General features: G+C 69.3%; 15 protein-coding genes. 5 read left to right on the plus strand and 10 right to left on the minus strand.

Annotated features, from left to right (window positions below):
- Positions 1-259: 259 nt before the first annotated feature.
- On the plus strand, positions 260-1,636 hold the full coding sequence (locus tag ASC99_RS07980; RefSeq protein ID WP_082598171.1) for an IS1380 family transposase: 1,377 nt from the start codon (positions 260-262) through the stop codon (positions 1,634-1,636).
- Between the two features lie 179 nt (positions 1,637-1,815).
- Here ASC99_RS07980 and ASC99_RS07985 read toward each other — a convergent pair whose 3' ends face one another.
- Positions 1,816-2,688, minus strand: coding sequence for a PIN domain-containing protein (locus ASC99_RS07985; protein WP_057241091.1), 873 nt, complete (start codon positions 2,686-2,688; stop codon positions 1,816-1,818).
- Between the two features lie 322 nt (positions 2,689-3,010).
- Here ASC99_RS07985 and ASC99_RS07990 point away from each other — a divergent pair, with 322 nt between their 5' ends.
- A complete protein-coding gene (locus tag ASC99_RS07990; protein ID WP_057229845.1) occupies positions 3,011-3,289 on the plus strand; it encodes a hypothetical protein in 279 nt (92 codons plus the stop codon).
- A gap of 300 nt (positions 3,290-3,589) precedes the next feature.
- Here ASC99_RS07990 and ASC99_RS40175 read toward each other — a convergent pair whose 3' ends face one another.
- The 4 genes from ASC99_RS40175 to ASC99_RS08010 form a co-directional block, all read right to left on the minus strand.
- Positions 3,590-4,105, minus strand: coding sequence for a hypothetical protein (locus tag ASC99_RS40175; RefSeq protein ID WP_057229848.1), 516 nt, complete (start codon positions 4,103-4,105; stop codon positions 3,590-3,592).
- 184 nt (positions 4,106-4,289) lie between these two features.
- Positions 4,290-4,721 (minus strand): hypothetical protein, encoded by a 432-nt coding sequence (locus ASC99_RS08000; RefSeq protein ID WP_057229850.1) that lies wholly within the window; start codon positions 4,719-4,721, stop codon positions 4,290-4,292.
- Positions 4,722-4,787: 66 nt separating this feature from the next.
- Positions 4,788-5,018 (minus strand): hypothetical protein, encoded by a 231-nt coding sequence (locus tag ASC99_RS08005; protein WP_057229852.1) that lies wholly within the window; start codon positions 5,016-5,018, stop codon positions 4,788-4,790.
- A gap of 3 nt (positions 5,019-5,021) precedes the next feature.
- A complete protein-coding gene (locus ASC99_RS08010; RefSeq protein WP_057229854.1) occupies positions 5,022-5,936 on the minus strand; it encodes a hypothetical protein in 915 nt (304 codons plus the stop codon).
- Between the two features lie 519 nt (positions 5,937-6,455).
- On the opposite strand from ASC99_RS08010, the gene ASC99_RS08015 reads away from it, so the two are divergent.
- Complete coding sequence (locus ASC99_RS08015; protein ID WP_157531434.1) at positions 6,456-7,091, plus strand: hypothetical protein; 636 nt, start codon at positions 6,456-6,458, stop codon at positions 7,089-7,091.
- Positions 7,092-7,490: 399 nt separating this feature from the next.
- Here ASC99_RS08015 and ASC99_RS08020 read toward each other — a convergent pair whose 3' ends face one another.
- Positions 7,491-7,718 carry a hypothetical protein gene (locus tag ASC99_RS08020; protein ID WP_157531435.1) on the minus strand — a complete coding sequence of 76 codons (228 nt, stop codon included), beginning with the start codon at positions 7,716-7,718 and terminating at the stop codon, positions 7,491-7,493.
- Positions 7,719-8,779: 1,061 nt separating this feature from the next.
- On the opposite strand from ASC99_RS08020, the gene ASC99_RS08030 reads away from it, so the two are divergent.
- Complete coding sequence (locus tag ASC99_RS08030; RefSeq protein WP_057229862.1) at positions 8,780-9,742, plus strand: TauD/TfdA family dioxygenase; 963 nt, start codon at positions 8,780-8,782, stop codon at positions 9,740-9,742.
- 60 nt (positions 9,743-9,802) lie between these two features.
- On the opposite strand, the gene ASC99_RS08035 is transcribed toward ASC99_RS08030, so the two are convergent.
- The 4 genes from ASC99_RS08035 to ASC99_RS08050 form a co-directional block, all read right to left on the minus strand.
- Positions 9,803-10,798 carry a TerC family protein gene (locus ASC99_RS08035; protein WP_057229864.1) on the minus strand — a complete coding sequence of 332 codons (996 nt, stop codon included), beginning with the start codon at positions 10,796-10,798 and terminating at the stop codon, positions 9,803-9,805.
- A 238-nt stretch (positions 10,799-11,036) separates the two neighbouring features.
- Complete coding sequence (locus ASC99_RS08040) at positions 11,037-11,615, minus strand: TerD family protein (protein WP_057229866.1); 579 nt, start codon at positions 11,613-11,615, stop codon at positions 11,037-11,039.
- A 200-nt stretch (positions 11,616-11,815) separates the two neighbouring features.
- Positions 11,816-13,906, minus strand: coding sequence for an excinuclease ABC subunit UvrB (gene uvrB / locus ASC99_RS08045; protein WP_057229867.1), 2,091 nt, complete (start codon positions 13,904-13,906; stop codon positions 11,816-11,818).
- 80 nt (positions 13,907-13,986) lie between these two features.
- Complete coding sequence (locus ASC99_RS08050) at positions 13,987-15,099, minus strand: FAD-dependent monooxygenase (protein ID WP_057229991.1); 1,113 nt, start codon at positions 15,097-15,099, stop codon at positions 13,987-13,989.
- An 84-nt stretch (positions 15,100-15,183) separates the two neighbouring features.
- Here ASC99_RS08050 and ASC99_RS08055 point away from each other — a divergent pair, with 84 nt between their 5' ends.
- Complete coding sequence (locus tag ASC99_RS08055; protein ID WP_057229869.1) at positions 15,184-15,912, plus strand: TetR family transcriptional regulator; 729 nt, start codon at positions 15,184-15,186, stop codon at positions 15,910-15,912.
- The last annotated feature ends 3 nt before the right edge of the window (positions 15,913-15,915 follow it).

Genomic DNA, 15,915 nt, shown 5'->3' on the forward strand with positions numbered 1-15,915 from the left:
CGTCCAGGAACTCCTGAACGACCTCCTCCCACAGCGCCGCGACCGCCGCTGCCAACGAGTGAAGAAGCCGCCGAAGAACACCTTCGAAGTAAAGAAACCGGACCAGTCACGCCCTCCCAGCAACGTCAGTTACTCACTCAGGGTCACCTGGCCCCCCTCCCCACCTGCGAGAACGGCCTAACTCACTGGCATTGCTCTGACCAGCGAGAATGAGGATTGTCTAGGCCCTTGTTCCCGCACCGTCGGAGGCACTTCTCAGGTGAGTAAGCATATCGGGTCATACCCGCGTGTGCGGGTGTCGGGTGGCGGTGGCGGGGTGGTCTCGCAGGCCGGTGGGGTGCTACTGGTGGAGACGGCCCGCCGGACCGGCCTGGTGGCCGTGTTGTCGTCGGCGCTCGCGCCCTGGCGCAAACCGAGGGCGGTGCACGATCCCGGCAAGATCCTGTTGGACGTCGCGTTGGCGGTCGCGCTCGGTGGTGACTGCCTGGCGGACGTCGGCGTGCTGCGGGTCGAGCCGGTCGTGTTCGGGCCGGTGGCCTCCGACCCGACGGTCTCCCGCCTGGTCGATACCCTGGCCGGGTCCGGGCCCCGCGCGCTCGCGGCGATCCGTCGGGCGCGGGCCGAAGTCCGCGAACACGTCTGGAAGTTGGCCGGTGACGCGGCCCCGGACGCGGGCGGCGAGGTGATCGTGGACATCGACGGAGTGCTGGTCCTGGCGCACTCCGAGGAGCAGGACGCGGCCAAGACCTGGAAGAAGACGTTCGGCCATCACCCGCTGTTCGCGTTCGTCGACCACGGCCCGGACGGGGCCGGGGAACCGGTGGCGGGCCTGCTGAGGCCCGGGAACGCGGGCAGCAACACCGCCGCCGACCACATCGAAGCCGCCCGTCTGGCGCTGGCCCAGGTGCCGAAGAAGTACCGGCGCGGACGGCGCACCCTGATCCGCACCGACTCCGCCGGCGGCACCCACGACTTCCTCAACTGGCTCACCACACGCGGCCGATGGCTGTCCTACTCGGTTGGGATGACCATCACCGAAGCTGTCCATCAGACCGTGCTGAAGATCCCGGCCCCGGCTTGGACGCCGGCTGTCGAGCCCGGCGGAGAGGTTCGCGACGGCGCGTGGGTCGCCGAACTCGCCAGCGACGTCCTCACGGGCTGGCCGAAGGGAATGCGGCTGATCATCCGCAAGGAACGGCCGCACCCTGGAGCGCAGTTGCGCTTCACTGATGCCGACGGCATGCGGCTCACCTGCTTCGCCACCAACACCACCCACGTCCCAATCGCGGCCCTGGAGCTGCGGCACCGCCAGCGGGCCCGCGCCGAGGACCGCATCCGCGCCGCCCGCGACACCGGACTGCGCAACCTGCCCCTCCACCGGTCCGCGCAGAACCAGGTCTGGTTGGAGATCGTCCAGCTCGCGCTCGACCTGCTCGCCTGGATGCCGATGCTCGCCCTGACCGGGCCCGCTCGTCGCTGGGAGCCCAAGCGCATGCGGCTACGGCTGTTCTCCGCGGCCGCCCAGCTCGTCACCACCGGCCGCCGCCGCTACCTCCGCCTCGCCCGCCACTGGCCCTGGACCGACGTGATCACCACCGCGTTCGCTCGCCTGCACGCCCTGCCGGACCCCGGCTGACCAGCAACGACGTCCTGTCCCGACGAGTCATCCCCCCCAGCCGGAGCAGTGGAACCCGGCGCCCACCCGACGCGACAGCCGGGCCGTCGGCACGCCCGCCACCAGCCAGAAAGCCGAAACGGCCCGTCGAAACAACTGACGGACCGTCACGAAAGATCGAGGCTAGATGGTTCAGGGCTTCACCCGGGCTCGTCGCCAATCGGGATCGCCAGCTTCTCGACGTTCAGGCCTGCATTCCGCGCGCGCGTCGACTGCCCAGTGTCGTATGTGAACAGCTTCATCGGGCTCGCGGCAAGCGGCTGGATGGCGAGCGCACGGTCGATGATCTCATCATCAGCGATCGGCAGACGAACGTGGCCCGGCGGGTCGAACACGATTTCCACGATGACCTGCGGATGAGAGTGCCATCCTTCGCCGACGCTGGGCTCCGGGTGCCGGAGAACCGCGAACGACCGCCGGCCAGAGGGGAACAACCGGTCGATGACCGCGACGCTGTATCCGGCCCGCCAGCGCTGGTTCCGGTCTTTCGACTCCTTCAACTTGTCGAGCTCGTCGATAACAACCATGGGCACGATCAGGTTCACGGTGCCGCTGTCGACCCCGGTCAGCTCCCTAAAGTCGATCAGCTCCAGCTTGACCGGGTGCTTAATGAACATGCTGGTGTCGAACACCACGCCAAGGATGGGCTGAACGCGAGTGGTAATCGCGTGGTGTAGAGCGTCCACGACAGCTGTCAGGTCGTCACTCCGCTGCTTCAGCTCGATGCTCACCATGTTGTTGGCCAGCCTCACTGTGTCCGGTGAGGCGAGGATCTCCAGTTTGTTGAAGATCTGCTCGTACCGGCGCGTGAAGATCAGACTGTCGATGTCGTTCGCACTGATCAGCGGCGCGAGTTTTCCAGCAGCATCGTCGGCCCACTCCAGGTAGCTGATGAGCCGCTCGGGCGCGGTGTGCGGGCCGCTGGTGTACAGGTTGCTGACGTCCTCGCGGACTTTCCGGAGGGCGCTCAGTAGGTAGTCGCGGTCGATGCCGGGGCGGAGGGTGAGCTGCATGCCGGGATCCTTCCAGGGCGCCGCCCAGTTGAGCAGTATGACTGCCATAGTGGGTGGCGTGGCGCGCCACGATGGCCCGAGCTCCGGTCCGTATGGCGACGTCCAAGGACGCCTTGCCCTGGCCACAACTCGTCTACCTCTCACGGGCTCTCGTTGGGGACCGCAGCTACGGGCCGGCTGCCTGTCTGTGACGGGTAGGAAGCGGGTTGACCTTTGATGGCCATGCCAGCGCGCTGCCGACCCCTCCGCTCAGCAAATCTGCTTGCGCTCAACACGTGCCGGTCGAGCCGGCTTGCAACGTCTCCGGGCGTAGCCTTCCGCCATGACGCTGAGCACTGACGAGCGAAGGCTCCTCGAAAAGATCGTTCAGGCCGGGAAGCCGGTCGCCCCGTCGGACTACTTCCACGTCCTGTACCCGCCGCCGGCTGGCATGGGCGAAGAAGGCCCCGTTCGTGACGAGTGGACTGAGCAGCAGCTCGGCCTGTACCGCGTATACATCGACCTTCACGATCGTGGGCTGATCGAGGTGGCCGTACCCGCCGACGGCGCGAACCCTGACAAGGTCATCCCCACGGACGCTGGGAAGGCCGCCCTGGCGTAAGGCCAGGCCAGGGGGTGTTGCGCGACCCGCAACACCCCCTGGCAGCCCACCGGACCACCCCGTGTCGGTGACGGACCGCCAGGATTGCGGCCGCTGGCCACTCAGTTGACGGCCGTCATGCTCGGTGAACGTGAAACCCTCGGCGCTGTTGCTGCTCAGGAACTCCAGTGGCCCGCTGTACGCGATCTGCTAGTCGCAGATCTCGAACGAGACGGGCGTACGTCGTGTCATCCGTCGGCGAGCAGGACGGCGGTGACGGTGGTCGGCTTGATGCTCAACGTTGTTCCTCGGCTCAGGAGTTCAGGAGTTCAGGCCAGCCGCTTCGGCCAGCTGGTGGACGTTCATGACAGGCTGCAGCGGGGACGGCTTCCAGCCCAGCACCTGCTGGATGAAGCCGCCCTTGTCGGCCTGGCCCGGCTCCCACGCCAGGTCCAAGACCGGCAGCCGGGTCCACACCACCCGCTCCTCCGTCGCCGTGTCCATCGGCGTGGAGAAGTGCGTCAGGAAGGTCTCCTTTGGCTTGAGCGGGCCCCGCACGAACGGCGCGGCCTCCCACGGCTCCCAGACCGTCCAGTCGATGGCGACGTCGCCAGGCTCGTACCGGGCCGGGTCTTGGTCGTGAAGGAGGTCGGCGACCTTGGCCACCCACCGATCCCACAGGGTGCGGGCGCCGACCTCGTCGGGGGTGTAGTTCTCGTTGAAGCCGGACCCGTCGGGCTCCCAGTACAGGTGCAGGGTGCTGGTTTTGACGACGCCGGGGTTGCGGCGGTTGGAGTAGGTCCACTGGGTGGTGGGCGGGTAGGGGCCGTTGGGCATGGGTGTCTCCGTGCGAATTGAAGGGTGATGTGGGGCTCCGGGCGGGGTTGGCACGCGTCAGGAGCTGGCGTTGGGCCGGGAGTTAGCCGCGGCGCTGCACTCAACTCTAGCGTGGCACCGGTGGTCCACCGGGAGGGCTTTTCGCAGTGTCGAAGCGAAGGCGATGACGAGCCGGGCCTGCAGGTCAGGCGTTCAGGTTCGGCACGCTCGCCGGGACGATCGTGCCGCTCTCGCCCCTCGTCGCGGCGTCGAGCAGCGGCGCCCAGTCCGTGTCGCCCAGCCAGTCCTTCTCCATCAGGTGCGCGGTCCAGGACACCAGGTCCGCCCAGGTCTTGAGCCGGTGGGCCTGGATCTCGTAGACGGTGGTCACCGTCTCGCCGTGGCACGCGTCGTGGTGGGCCCGCCACTGGGCTCGCCGGGGGTGGTCGATCAGATCGGCGGCGTTGACGACGACGATCTCAGCGCCGCCGGGAAGGGTCATCGTGTTCCGGGTCTCCCAGGCGGCTTGGGCGTCCTGGTAGTTGTTGAGGTCGGGGTTGCTGACCCATAGGGTGCCAGTTTGGTCGTCGATGGGCTTCTTGCAAGCGTTGCAGATGATGTTCAACTCGCGGGTCACACCGGTCTCCTAGCTCCGAGATGCTGGCCAGTGTGCCCCATGTCGGTGGTGACGAGCGGGGGCTGCCTATTCCCCCTTCTGGTTGCTGTCGCTGACCTGCTGCTTGGCGGCGACCTTGGCCATGGGGTGGTCAGCGAGCTCACCGCGATCGCGCTCGTAGCTCCGGCCGACGGTGCTGTTCTTCGACCATCGGCCGTGCTCGTTGGCTGCGGTCTCGCTGGCGCCGGCCTCAACCGCGGCCGAGCGGCCCGAGGCGCGCCAGCCGTGCGCGGTGAAGGTCCGGCCGCGCTCGTCCACCGCCTACCCGGCCTGCTCGACCAGGCGCTGGCTGATCTCGTTGACGCCACCCGGGGCCAGGGCCGTGCCGAGGTTGCCCCACTGGTCGACCTTCCGCAGCAGGCGCCCGTCGGTGTGGCCCTTCGTCGCCAGCAGCATGGTCCAGCTGCGCCATGCGGCCAGCGGGCACAGTGCGTCGCCGCGCTCGGGCAGGTAGACCTCGGTGCCCTTGGCGGCCTGGTCGGTCTTTGAGCTGCGGAAGGTGACGATCAGTCTGGGGCGATCCTCCTGGGTGGAGGGGCGGACATCGGCGAGGTTGAGCCGGGCCAGTTCCGAGCGGCGGGTCCAGGCGGCGAACGACAGGGCGACCAGCAGTCGGTCGCGGGCGCCGGCGAAGGTGGTGGTGTCGCAGCGGGTGGCGACGTCGAGGGCCTGGTCGGCGGTGATGATCGCAGACTTGCGCTCGGTGCGGCCGGCCTCGGCCAGCTCCCGGCCGTGCGCGCGGATCAGGCGCCGGGCGTCCCGACTGCTCGGCATGTCCTCGAACCTGGCCTCGGCGTGTACTGCGCGGACGGCGGCGAGCGCCTGGTCGAGCGAGGCTACCGAGAGAGCGCGACCGGTGCGAGCCGAGACGGTGTCGGTCAGCTCGCGGATGAACTCGGTGCAGGTCTGCGCGGTCATCGGCAGCGCGACCCGGCCCCGGGCGGTACACCAGTCGGCGGCGGCGTCCCACCACCGCTCGTAGGCGCGCAGGGTGTTCACGGGGATCGCTGCGCGGAGCTTGGCCCGGGTGCGGTCGGTGAGGTGGAAGTCGGCGTCGGTCCACGCGGAGACGTCGGCGACGATCTGGTGCTCGGTGACGAGCCGGGCGGGCAGCAGTTCGCCATCCAGCGCAACCGGCTCACTATTCGACGGATCGTCAGCAGTCTTCCCGATCAAGGTAGTTCCTCACTGTTGATAAGTGGGAGTTATCACCGGTGACAGCACCCGGCAGCGCCCGACACTGACGGGCAGTGGCGCCATTTCATGCGAGGAGAGCAGCCGGAACTTCCCCCTATGATCCAGATCACATAAGGTGCGGCGGGAATTATTGCCGTTGCCCCACCAGGCCGGGACCGAGAGGGGAAGTGTCGTCTCAATCCGCAAGGAGTCCCATGACCGGCATCCACCCCCTGGCACCGCGGTCCGAAACCACCAGTTGCGTGCGCCCCGACGTCGACTTCGACCTGATGGACCGGATCGACCGGTTCTACAGGCTTGGAGGCAGCGAGACCCTCGCGCCCGGGGTGCGCGTGGACGCCGTGATCCCGGTGAACTGGGGCCTGCAAGACGGGCTGGTCGCGGTCCACTCGGACGGTCGCCACCCAGCCAAGGGGCGAGTGCCCCAACCCCGCGGCCCTTCAGGCTGGCATGCGCGAGCTCCTCAGCCACCGCGACCAGTACACCGCAGTGCCCACGATGGAGCCGACCGGCGAGTCCATTTCCAGGAGCTTCCTGGAAATGGGCCGACCGGTGCCGGACCTCGTCCAGGCGCTGAACGCTCGTCAGGCCGTTCTGACCGGTGACCGCGCCGCCCTCGAGACCTTCACCCGGGTGGGCCTCGGCCGCTGGAGCGGATGGAGCGAGCCGGTCTCCACCGCGCTGATCGGCCCCTGGGCCGACCCCTTCCTCGCCGAGGGCCAGCTGTCGCCAGACTCGCTGCAGCTCCTCAAGAGGGAGGCGAGCAGTATCCACCGGCAGCTGGCCCCGGTGTGGCGCCGCAAGATCGACCGCTCGCGGCTGCTGCTGCTCGACACCCCGCTCGGCGACGGGCTGACCCTGTACGACCTGATCAGCAATCAAAGTCGGCCTGAGGACTCACTCCTGGCTGAGGAGCTCGATGACAGCCGCGTTCCCCATGTCCTACGCAGGCTGACTCCAGAGGAGGCTGTCGTGGCGGCCCGGTGGGCCGCGGATCCAGACGCCACCTGGCCCGGTGCCTCTCTGGCGGCCGGTCACACGGAGGCATTCGGCGAGCGGGTCCGTCGCAAGCTCCGGCGTCTCGGCAACCAGCACACTGAGCGCACCGCTGCCGCAAAGAAGGCGACCCCATGAAGGAGCTCCTGCTCAATGCGCTGCCCGAGTTCCTGGGCGGGGTCCTCACCGCTCTCGCCATCTTCGCTACTCGAGCCACCCTCCGCCGATTCGGGCCCCAGCGGCAGCGGGTTCTGCAGCCCGTAGTACGACGTCACTGCCCAGGCTGTTGCAGCCATTTGGGCGGCGCTCGCATCCGAGCGGCGACCGTACTCCTTGATCAACATCGGGGTCCCGGCTCGCGAGAGACAGGGCGATGGGGAACCGGCGGAAGGGCAGGTTCACGACCGCCAGCAGTGCAGCCCGACAGGCAGAGATGACAGCAAACTTCAGACTCGCCTCCCCTCGCTGATCGTAAACGCGCATGACGAAGGGCCCCGGTTTCAAGCCGGGGCCCTTCTGTCAACTGCCGCTCTGACGTTACGCCGCGTCCTCCAGCGGGTCCACGTCGTACCCGGCGCCGGCTGCTGCCCGCCGCGCCCACTCCGGCGTCGGGGGGAGACTGCCACGACGGCCGATCGCACGCGCGGTGGAGCGAGAGGCCAGCCCCTCCGCCCGCGCCCGCTCAGCGTTTACGGCCACCGACTCCTGGGCCTGCCCTGCGGCACGCCCGGTCACCCGCTGCGCCAAGTCCTCCTCCCAGTCCATCAGATGGCCCCCGCTGCCGCGCAATCGTGAGCCGCTGCCACCCGGCGTACTCCCGCAGGCCGCGCGAGTCCAGCCCGAGGTTCAGCACCGCTTCCCCGGCTGCACCCGCCGCTGCAGCGCGATCGCGTACTGCGCCTCGACCATCGCGTCCTCTGCCTCGGCGAGGGCCGCCTGGGCGCGGCCCATGGCCCGGACGAATGCGGCGCCGGCCGCGTCGGTGATGGCCGTTCCCGACGCCGCGGTCAGCTCGGCGAGGTCGTTGACCGCCGCCTCCGTCTCCTTGCGGGCGGTGGCCAGCTGCTCGGTCTCCGTCGGGCCACCGCGGCTGTCGTCAAGGGTGCGCTGCGCCTGGTGCTCGGCGGTGAGGGCTTCCTGCAGGGTGCCGAAGGCGGTGGCGATCGGGGCACTGCTCGTCGAGCTTCACCGTGCCGAAATCCACGACCGTGCCGGTGGCCTGCTGACCGGCGGCCGGAGCTTGGAAGCACACCTTCCAGTTAGGGTCGCACTGCCGGCGCTTCCCGCCGAGACGGACTTCGTGGCCGACGCGCTCGCCTCCGGGCCGGTTGTCGCTGTCGCGGAACGTACAAGACCGCAGGCCCCGGCTCCCTCGGCCTCTGCTACTGGGAACGCGGCAAGGACAGCAGCGGTGGCTTCGACTCGATCATCGCCAACGACAATCTGACCGGGCAGGGCGTGGTGACCATCAAGAAGACCGACAGGGTCTTCAAGACCCAGGGATGCCAGGTCTGGACAAAGGTCGGCTGACAGCCCTCGGAGGCCCGTTCCCCCACCGGGGAGCGGGCCTCCGGCATCGGCGGGAGATTTCATGGCGCCGCAACACCGCCGCCAGAACGGTGCGGAACGATGAACGTCATTCGAACCACGTTGCGAGAGAGGGGAAGACGTTGACCCGCCGCTGTCCGCTTCCCCGTACCGGCTGCTGTTGTCGCCGCAACTTGCTCGCCGTCTGATCCCGCGTTCATCCGCTCCCTTGCCCGCCCGGGCCGAATTCGCCTGCCCTGGGCGGGAGTTCCGTCGCACCCTGCCGTTGGAGGACAACCATGACCACCGCCGCCGCCACCGAACTCCGCCTCACCCCCGCCGCCGGCCGGATCGGGGCCGTCGTGCACGACATCGAGCTGAGCGGCTCACTCGGCCCGGAGACCGTGGCCGCGATCGAGACCGCGCTGTACCGGCACAAGGTGCTGTTCTTCCGGGGACAGCGACACCTGGACGACGCCGGGCACGAGGCGTTCGCCCGGCTGCTCGGGCACCCGGTGGGACACCCGACGGTGCCGAGTGCGGACGGCCGGTACATCTTCGAGCTGGACGCCACCAAGGGGGTTCGGGCCAACAACTGGCACACCGACGTGACCTTCGTGCCGTCCTACCCGAAGGCGTCCATCCTGCGTTCGCTGGAGCTGCCGGAGGCCGGCGGCTCCACGGTCTGGGCCAACACCGCCGCCGCCTACGACGACCTGCCCGCGCCGCTCAAGGTGCTGGCCGAGAGCCTGCGGGCGGTGCACACCAACGACTACGACTACGCCGCCACCCTGGCGCTCACCCCCGAGCTGGCGGAGAACAGGGAGATCGCCGCGCTGTTCCGGCAGGTCTTCGTCTCGACCGCCTTCAAGACCGAGCACCCGGTGGTCCGGGTGCACCCGGTGACCGGTGAGAAGAGCCTGCTGCTGGGCGCCTTCGCACAGCGCGTCCAGGGCGTCTCGGGCGCCGACAGCCGGGCGCTGCTGGAGCTGTTCCAGCGGTACGTGGAGCGGCTGGAGAACACCGTCCGCTGGGACTGGCAGGTCGGCGACGTGGTGATCTGGGACAACCGGGCCACCCAGCACTACGCCGTGAACGACTACGGCGACCAGCCCCGGCTGGTCCGCCGGATCACCCTGGACGGCGACCTGCCGGTCGGTGTCGACGGCACCCCGAGCCGGCTGATCGAGCCCACCGAACCTCCGGCCGTGGCCGGACTGGTCCCGGCCGAGCAGCTGGAGGCGGCGGCCCTGAGCGGCTGAGCATGCAAGAGGGGCGCCCCCGGCCCGTCGGCGGGGGGCGCCCCTGTGAATGATTATACGTCAGGCGTCGATCTCGTCCTTCGCGTCATTCTCGGCGGCGGCCTCGGCCGCCTCCTGCTTCCTGGAGGCCATCAGGCTGGTGATGGTGGTGATCACCAGCACACCGCCGATGACGCCGAGCGAGAGCGGGATGCCGATCTCCGGCACGTGCACGCCGCTCTCGTGCAGCGCGTGCAGCACCAGCTTGATCCCGATGAAGCCGAGGATCACCGACAGGCCGTAGCTGAGGTGGACCAGCTTCTTCAGCAGGCCACCGATCAGGAAGTACAGCTGGCGCAGACCCATCAGCGCGAAGGCGTTGGCCGTGAACACGATGTACGGGTCCTGGGTCAGGCCGAAGATCGCCGGGATCGAGTCGAGCGCGAACAGCACGTCGGTGGTGCCGATCGCCAGCATCACGATCAGCATCGGCGTCATCAGCCGCTTGCCGTTCTGCTTGATCGTCAGCTTCGTGCCGTGGTACTTGTCCGTCGACGGGAAGCGCTGCTCGATCGACTTGAGCAGGCGGTTCTCCTCGAACTCCTCCTCCTCGTCGCTGCCCATCGCCTCCTTGACCAGCTTGTACGCCGTCCAGACCAGGAAGGCGCCGAAGATGTAGAAGACCCAGGAGAACTCGGAGACCAGCGCGGCGCCACCGGCGATGAAGACCGCCCGGAGCACCAGCGCGATGAGCACGCCGACCATCAGCACACGCTGCTGGTAGATCCGGGGCACCGCGAACTTGCCCATGATCAGGATGAACACGAAGAGGTTGTCGACACTCAGCGACTTCTCCGTGATGTACCCGGCGAAGAACTCACCGGCCGGCTGCGAACCGCCGTGCCACCAGAGGAAACCACCGAAGATCAGCGCCAGCGCGACCCAGACCGCGGTCCAGATCCCGGCCTCCTTGATGGAGACCTCGTGCGGCTTTCGACCACCGATGAAGAAGTCGGCCACGACCAGGGCGATCAATACCCCGATCGTGCCGACCCAGAGAGTTACGGAAACGTCCACTAGCTGCTCCTCCGGCAGGTAGGCGAGACAGACATCGTCACTGCCGGAGGTCTCTTCCGCCCGTCGGCCATGCTCGGCCGGATCGGACCAGCGCCCCGGGGCACCCGGTCAGGGGCGCCCGTGATGACGGGAACGCTGCGGGGGAATACTCCCCTCCGCTACCGCCGAGACTAACAGAAAACCCAAGAGAAGGTAAAGAAGGTAAAGGGAGCCCCTCGGATGAGCCGGCGGGCACGCCTCAGAGGTACGGCTCGATCGCGGGCAGCATGTCCTGGAACGTCCGTGCCTTCGCCGGGGCGCCGATCGCCTGCATGCCCCAACCGCCGGAGCCGTCCCGGTAGACCTTGGCCATGATCTGCCCGGTGTGCGGACCGCCGCCGGTCAGCTCGTAGCGGGCCAGCTCCTGGTCGGTGCCGTCGTCCACCAGCCGGCAGTGCGCCTGCTGGACCTCGGCGAAGCTCTGCCCGGTGTACGAGCTGACCGTGAACACCACCTGGGTGATGTGCGCCGGCACCTGGGCGAGATCGACCAGAATCGACTCGTCGTCCTCCGACCCCGCCCCGCCGATCAGGTTGTCGCCGGTATGCCGGACCGAGCCGTCGTTGCTGACGAGGTGTTGGAAGAACACCACGTCCGACGGGGTCTTCTCGGCGTACAGCAGGGCCGAGGCGTCCAGGTCGATCTGCCTGGTCCGGGAGCCGAACAGCCCGCGCTTGGGCGCGGCCTTCCAGCCCAGGCCCATCCGGACCACTGTGAGCGACTCCCCCGAACTCTTCTGAAGACTGACCCGCTGTCCCTTGGCCAGATTCACCGACACGGTACTGCCCTCTCTCCTCAGCCCCGGCCCTCACCCGGACCGGCACAACGGCGGAACACCCCCTTGCCGTCCCCCGGCTGAGGCCCCCTGCACGGGCTTTGCCCACCGACCACCCTAGAGCCTGCGTGCACCGACCCAGTGCAAAGGACTACCCCGTGGCGCGGATCACGACTCGCGCCACGGGGCGTCCACGCACTGTGCTAGGCCATGCCCGCTTCGCGCATCTGGCGGAGCTCCTTCTTGAGCTCGCCGATCTCGTCGCGCAGCCGGGCCGCCAGCTCGAACTGGAGGTCGGCCGCGGCCGCGTGCATCCGGTCGGTGAACTGCTGGATCAGGTCGGCCAGCTCGGCAGCGGGCAGGCTCTTGGCGGGCTTGCGGCCGGCACCCAGGGCCGGGACCGCAGCCTTGCCCTTGCCGCCCTGCCGGTACCCGGTGGCGAGCAGCTCCTCGGTGTCCATGTCCTCCCGGGAGAGGGTGTCCAGGATGTCGCCGATCTTCTTCCGGAGCGGCTGCGGGTCGATCCCGTGCTTGGTGTTGTACTCCTGCTGGACGATCCGGCGCCGGTTGGTCTCGCCGATTGCGAGCTCCATCGAGGGCGTGATCCGGTCCGCGTACATGTGCACCTGGCCCGAGACGTTACGGGCGGCGCGGCCGATGGTCTGGATCAGCGAGGTGCCGGAGCGCAGGAAGCCCTCCTTGTCCGCGTCCAGGATCGCGACCAGCGAGACCTCGGGCAGGTCGAGGCCCTCCCGGAGCAGGTTGATCCCCACCAGCACGTCGAACTTACCGGCCCGCAGCTCGCGCAGCAGCTCGATCCGGCGCAGCGTGTCGACGTCGCTGTGCAGGTACTGGACCCGGATGTCCAGACCGAGCAGGTAGTCCGTCAGGTCCTCGGACATCTTCTTGGTGAGGGTGGTGACCAGGATCCGCTCGTCCTTCTCGATCCGCTTGCGGATCTCGTGCACCAGGTCGTCGATCTGACCCTCCGTCGGCTTGACGATCACCTCGGGGTCGATCAGGCCGGTCGGGCGGATGATCTGCTGCACCGTGCCCTCGCCCCGGGCCAGCTCGAACTTGCCCGGAGTGGCCGACAGGTAGACCGTCTGCCCGACCCGCTCCAGGAACTCCTCCCACTTGAGCGGGCGGTTGTCCAGCGCGGAGGGCAGCCGGAAGCCGTGCTCCACCAGCGAGCGCTTGCGGGAGGCGTCGCCCTCGTACATCGCACCGATCTGCGGAACGGTCACGTGCGACTCGTCGATCACCAGGAGGAAGTCCTCCGGGAAGTAGTCCATCAGCGTGTTCGGCGGGGAGCCGGGCGAGCGGCCGTCGAAGTGCATCGAGTAGTTCTCGATACCGGAGCAGCTGCCGATCTGACGGAGCATCTCCAGGTCGTACGTGGTGCGCATGCGCAGCCGCTGGGCCTCCAGCAGCTTGCCCTGCTTCTCCAGCACGGCCAGCCGCTCCTCCAGCTCCTTCTCGATGTCGTTGACCGAGCGCTCCAGCCGCTCCGGGCCCGCCACGTAGTGCGAGGCCGGGAAGACGTAGATCGACTCGTCCTGGCTGATGATCTCGCCGGTCAGCGGGTGCAGCGTGTAGAGCGCCTCGATCTCGTCGCCGAACATCTCGATCCGGACCGCGAGCTCCTCGTAGACCGGGAAGATCTCGATCGTGTCGCCCCGGACCCGGAAGGTGCCCCGGCTGAACGCGACGTCGTTGCGGGTGTACTGCATGTCGACGAAGCGGCGCAGCAGCGCGTCCCGGTCGACCTCCTCGCCGACGTGCAGCTGGGCCATCCGGTCGACGTACTCCTGCGGGGTGCCGAGGCCGTAGATGCAGGAGACCGAGGCGACCACGATCACGTCGCGGCGGGTGAGCAGGCTGTTGGTCGCGGAGTGGCGCAGCCGCTCGACCTCCTCGTTGATCGAGGAGTCCTTCTCGATGTAGGTGTCCGTCTGGGGGACGTACGCCTCGGGCTGGTAGTAGTCGTAGTACGAGACGAAGTACTCGACCGCGTTGTTCGGCAGCAGCTCGCGGAACTCGTTGGCGAGCTGGGCGGCCAGCGTCTTGTTCGGCGCCATCACCAGGGTGGGGCGTTGCAGCTTCTCGATCATCCAGGCGGTGGTCGCCGACTTGCCGGTGCCGGTGGCACCGAGCAGGACGACGTCCTTCTCACCTGCGCGGATACGGCGCTCCAGCTCGGCGATGGCCGCCGGCTGGTCACCGCTGGGCTGGTAGGGGCTGACGACCTCGAAGGGCGCCACGGACCGCTCGATACTCGTGATGGGACGCACGAGGTCAACGGTACGACTCCGCACTGACAACCCGGGTCTGCTTCGGCGGAGCTGCGCTGCCGGCAGGGCACTCGGTCGCCCTATCCGGGGAGCAGGCGGGTGGCGAGGTTGCGGGCGCGGAGGCCCCGGGCGGTCCGGGGGACGAGCAGTGCGGCGGCACGCAGGACGTTGCGCTGGCGGGGGTCGACGAGGCGGCGGTGGGTGGTCTCGTAGCGGCGCAGGGCGGCGGCCGGGTCGGGGTCGGCGGCCAGGGCCGCGGCGAGGGTGTGAGCACCGGCCAGGGCCAGGCTGGAGCCGTCGCCGAACAGTGAGACGGCTGACGCGGCGTCACCGAGCAGGCCGATCCGGCCGTGTGACCAGGTGTCCAGGCGGACCTGGGCGACCGCGTCGAAGTAGAGCTCCTCGGCGGTGCGGGCCCGGTCGAGCAGCTCGGGCAGCCGCCAGGCGCCGGTGCGCTCGTCCTCGGCGTACGCCGCGCCGAGCAGGCGACGCTGCCCGGCCGGGTCGCGGTGGTCAAGGCCCGCGACCTCCGGGTGCCGGAAGACGAAGAAGCCGAGCGACTGCCCCCGGCCGGGGTGGACCGCGGCGGCCCGGCCGGGGGCGTTGTACATCCGCACGCCCTCGGCCGGATCGTCCGGACCGGACAGCAACGGCACGGTGGCGACGTACATCCCGAGGTGCCGGACGTGGACCCGCTCCGGGCCGAAGGCCAGCCTGCGGACCCGGGAGTGCAGGCCGTCGGCGCCGATCACCAGGTCGAAGCGGCGGGGCGGGGCGTGCTCGAAGGTGACGTCCACCCCGTCGGTGTCCGGCGCCAGGGCGGTGATGGTGTCGCCGAACAGGAACTCGGCGTGCTCCCGGGCGGCTTCGGACAGGATGGCGGCGAGGTCACCTCGCGGCAGTTCGACCTCACCACCGCCCCGGCGGCCGCCGGTGGCGACCCGGCCGACCTGGCGGCCCGCGGCGTCGACGAAGCGCAGGCTGGTCACGCCCGTCCCGGCGGCCCGGAGCCGTGGGAGGACGCCCATCTGATCGGCCACCCGGACCGCCGGGCCGCGCACGTCCACCGGGCTGCCGCCCGGGCGCACCACCGGGGCGGGCTCCACCACAGTCGGCCGGAAGCCGTGCCGCGCCAGCCAGTACGCCAGCGTCGGCCCGGCGATCCCGGCGCCGGAGATCAGCACTGTCCGCATGTTCCACTCCCCCATCGACTGACCATCGGTCAGTCATGACCGTAGACTCCTGACCGTCGGTCAGGCAAGGGCTAGACTCCGGCCATGACCGACCCCTCCCCGGACACCCGGACCCGGATCCTGCGCACCGCACTCGCCGAGTTCTCAGCCCGCGGCTACCACGCGACCTCGGTCCGGGAGATCGCCGAGCTGGTGGGGGTGACCAAGGCCGCCGTGCTCTACCACTTCCCGGCCAAGGCGGACCTGCTCGCGGCACTGACCGAGCCGATGCTGGACGACCTGGAGGCCACGCTGGCGGCGGCGGAGTTGCGAGCCGACCCGGACGAGGCCCGCTGGGCGACGCTGGAGGGCATGCTGCAGGTCTGGCTGACGCACCGTTACCTGCTCAGGGTGAACCTGCACGACCTGGCGCTGGCCGCGCCGGGGCCGGGTTTCGACCGGTTCAAGGGCGCCATGCTGAAGGCCGGAGCGCTGGTCGCTGGCCCCGCCCCGGACTTCGCCGGACAGGTCAGGGCGACCCAGGCGATCGCCATGCTGGCCGACCCGGTGGTGCTGTTCGCGGACGCGCCCACGGCCGCCCTTCAGGCCGCCGTACTGGACGGGGTGCGCCGCCTGCTCGGCCTGGCGACCCCGACATCGGCCGCGCCGCCCGCCGCCCGGCGCGGCCGGGGCCGTCCCAGCGCGGTCAGCCCGGAGATGGCCGCCACTGCCCACCGGCTGTTCGAGGCCGGCCGGACCGCCGAGGAGGTCGCGGCGGAGCTCGGCGTCTCCCGCGCCACTGTCTACCGGCGGCTCAGCGCCACCGAGCAATAGTGA

Source organism: Kitasatospora sp. Root107 (assembly GCF_001424875.1).
Classification (GTDB): domain Bacteria; phylum Actinomycetota; class Actinomycetes; order Streptomycetales; family Streptomycetaceae; genus Kitasatospora.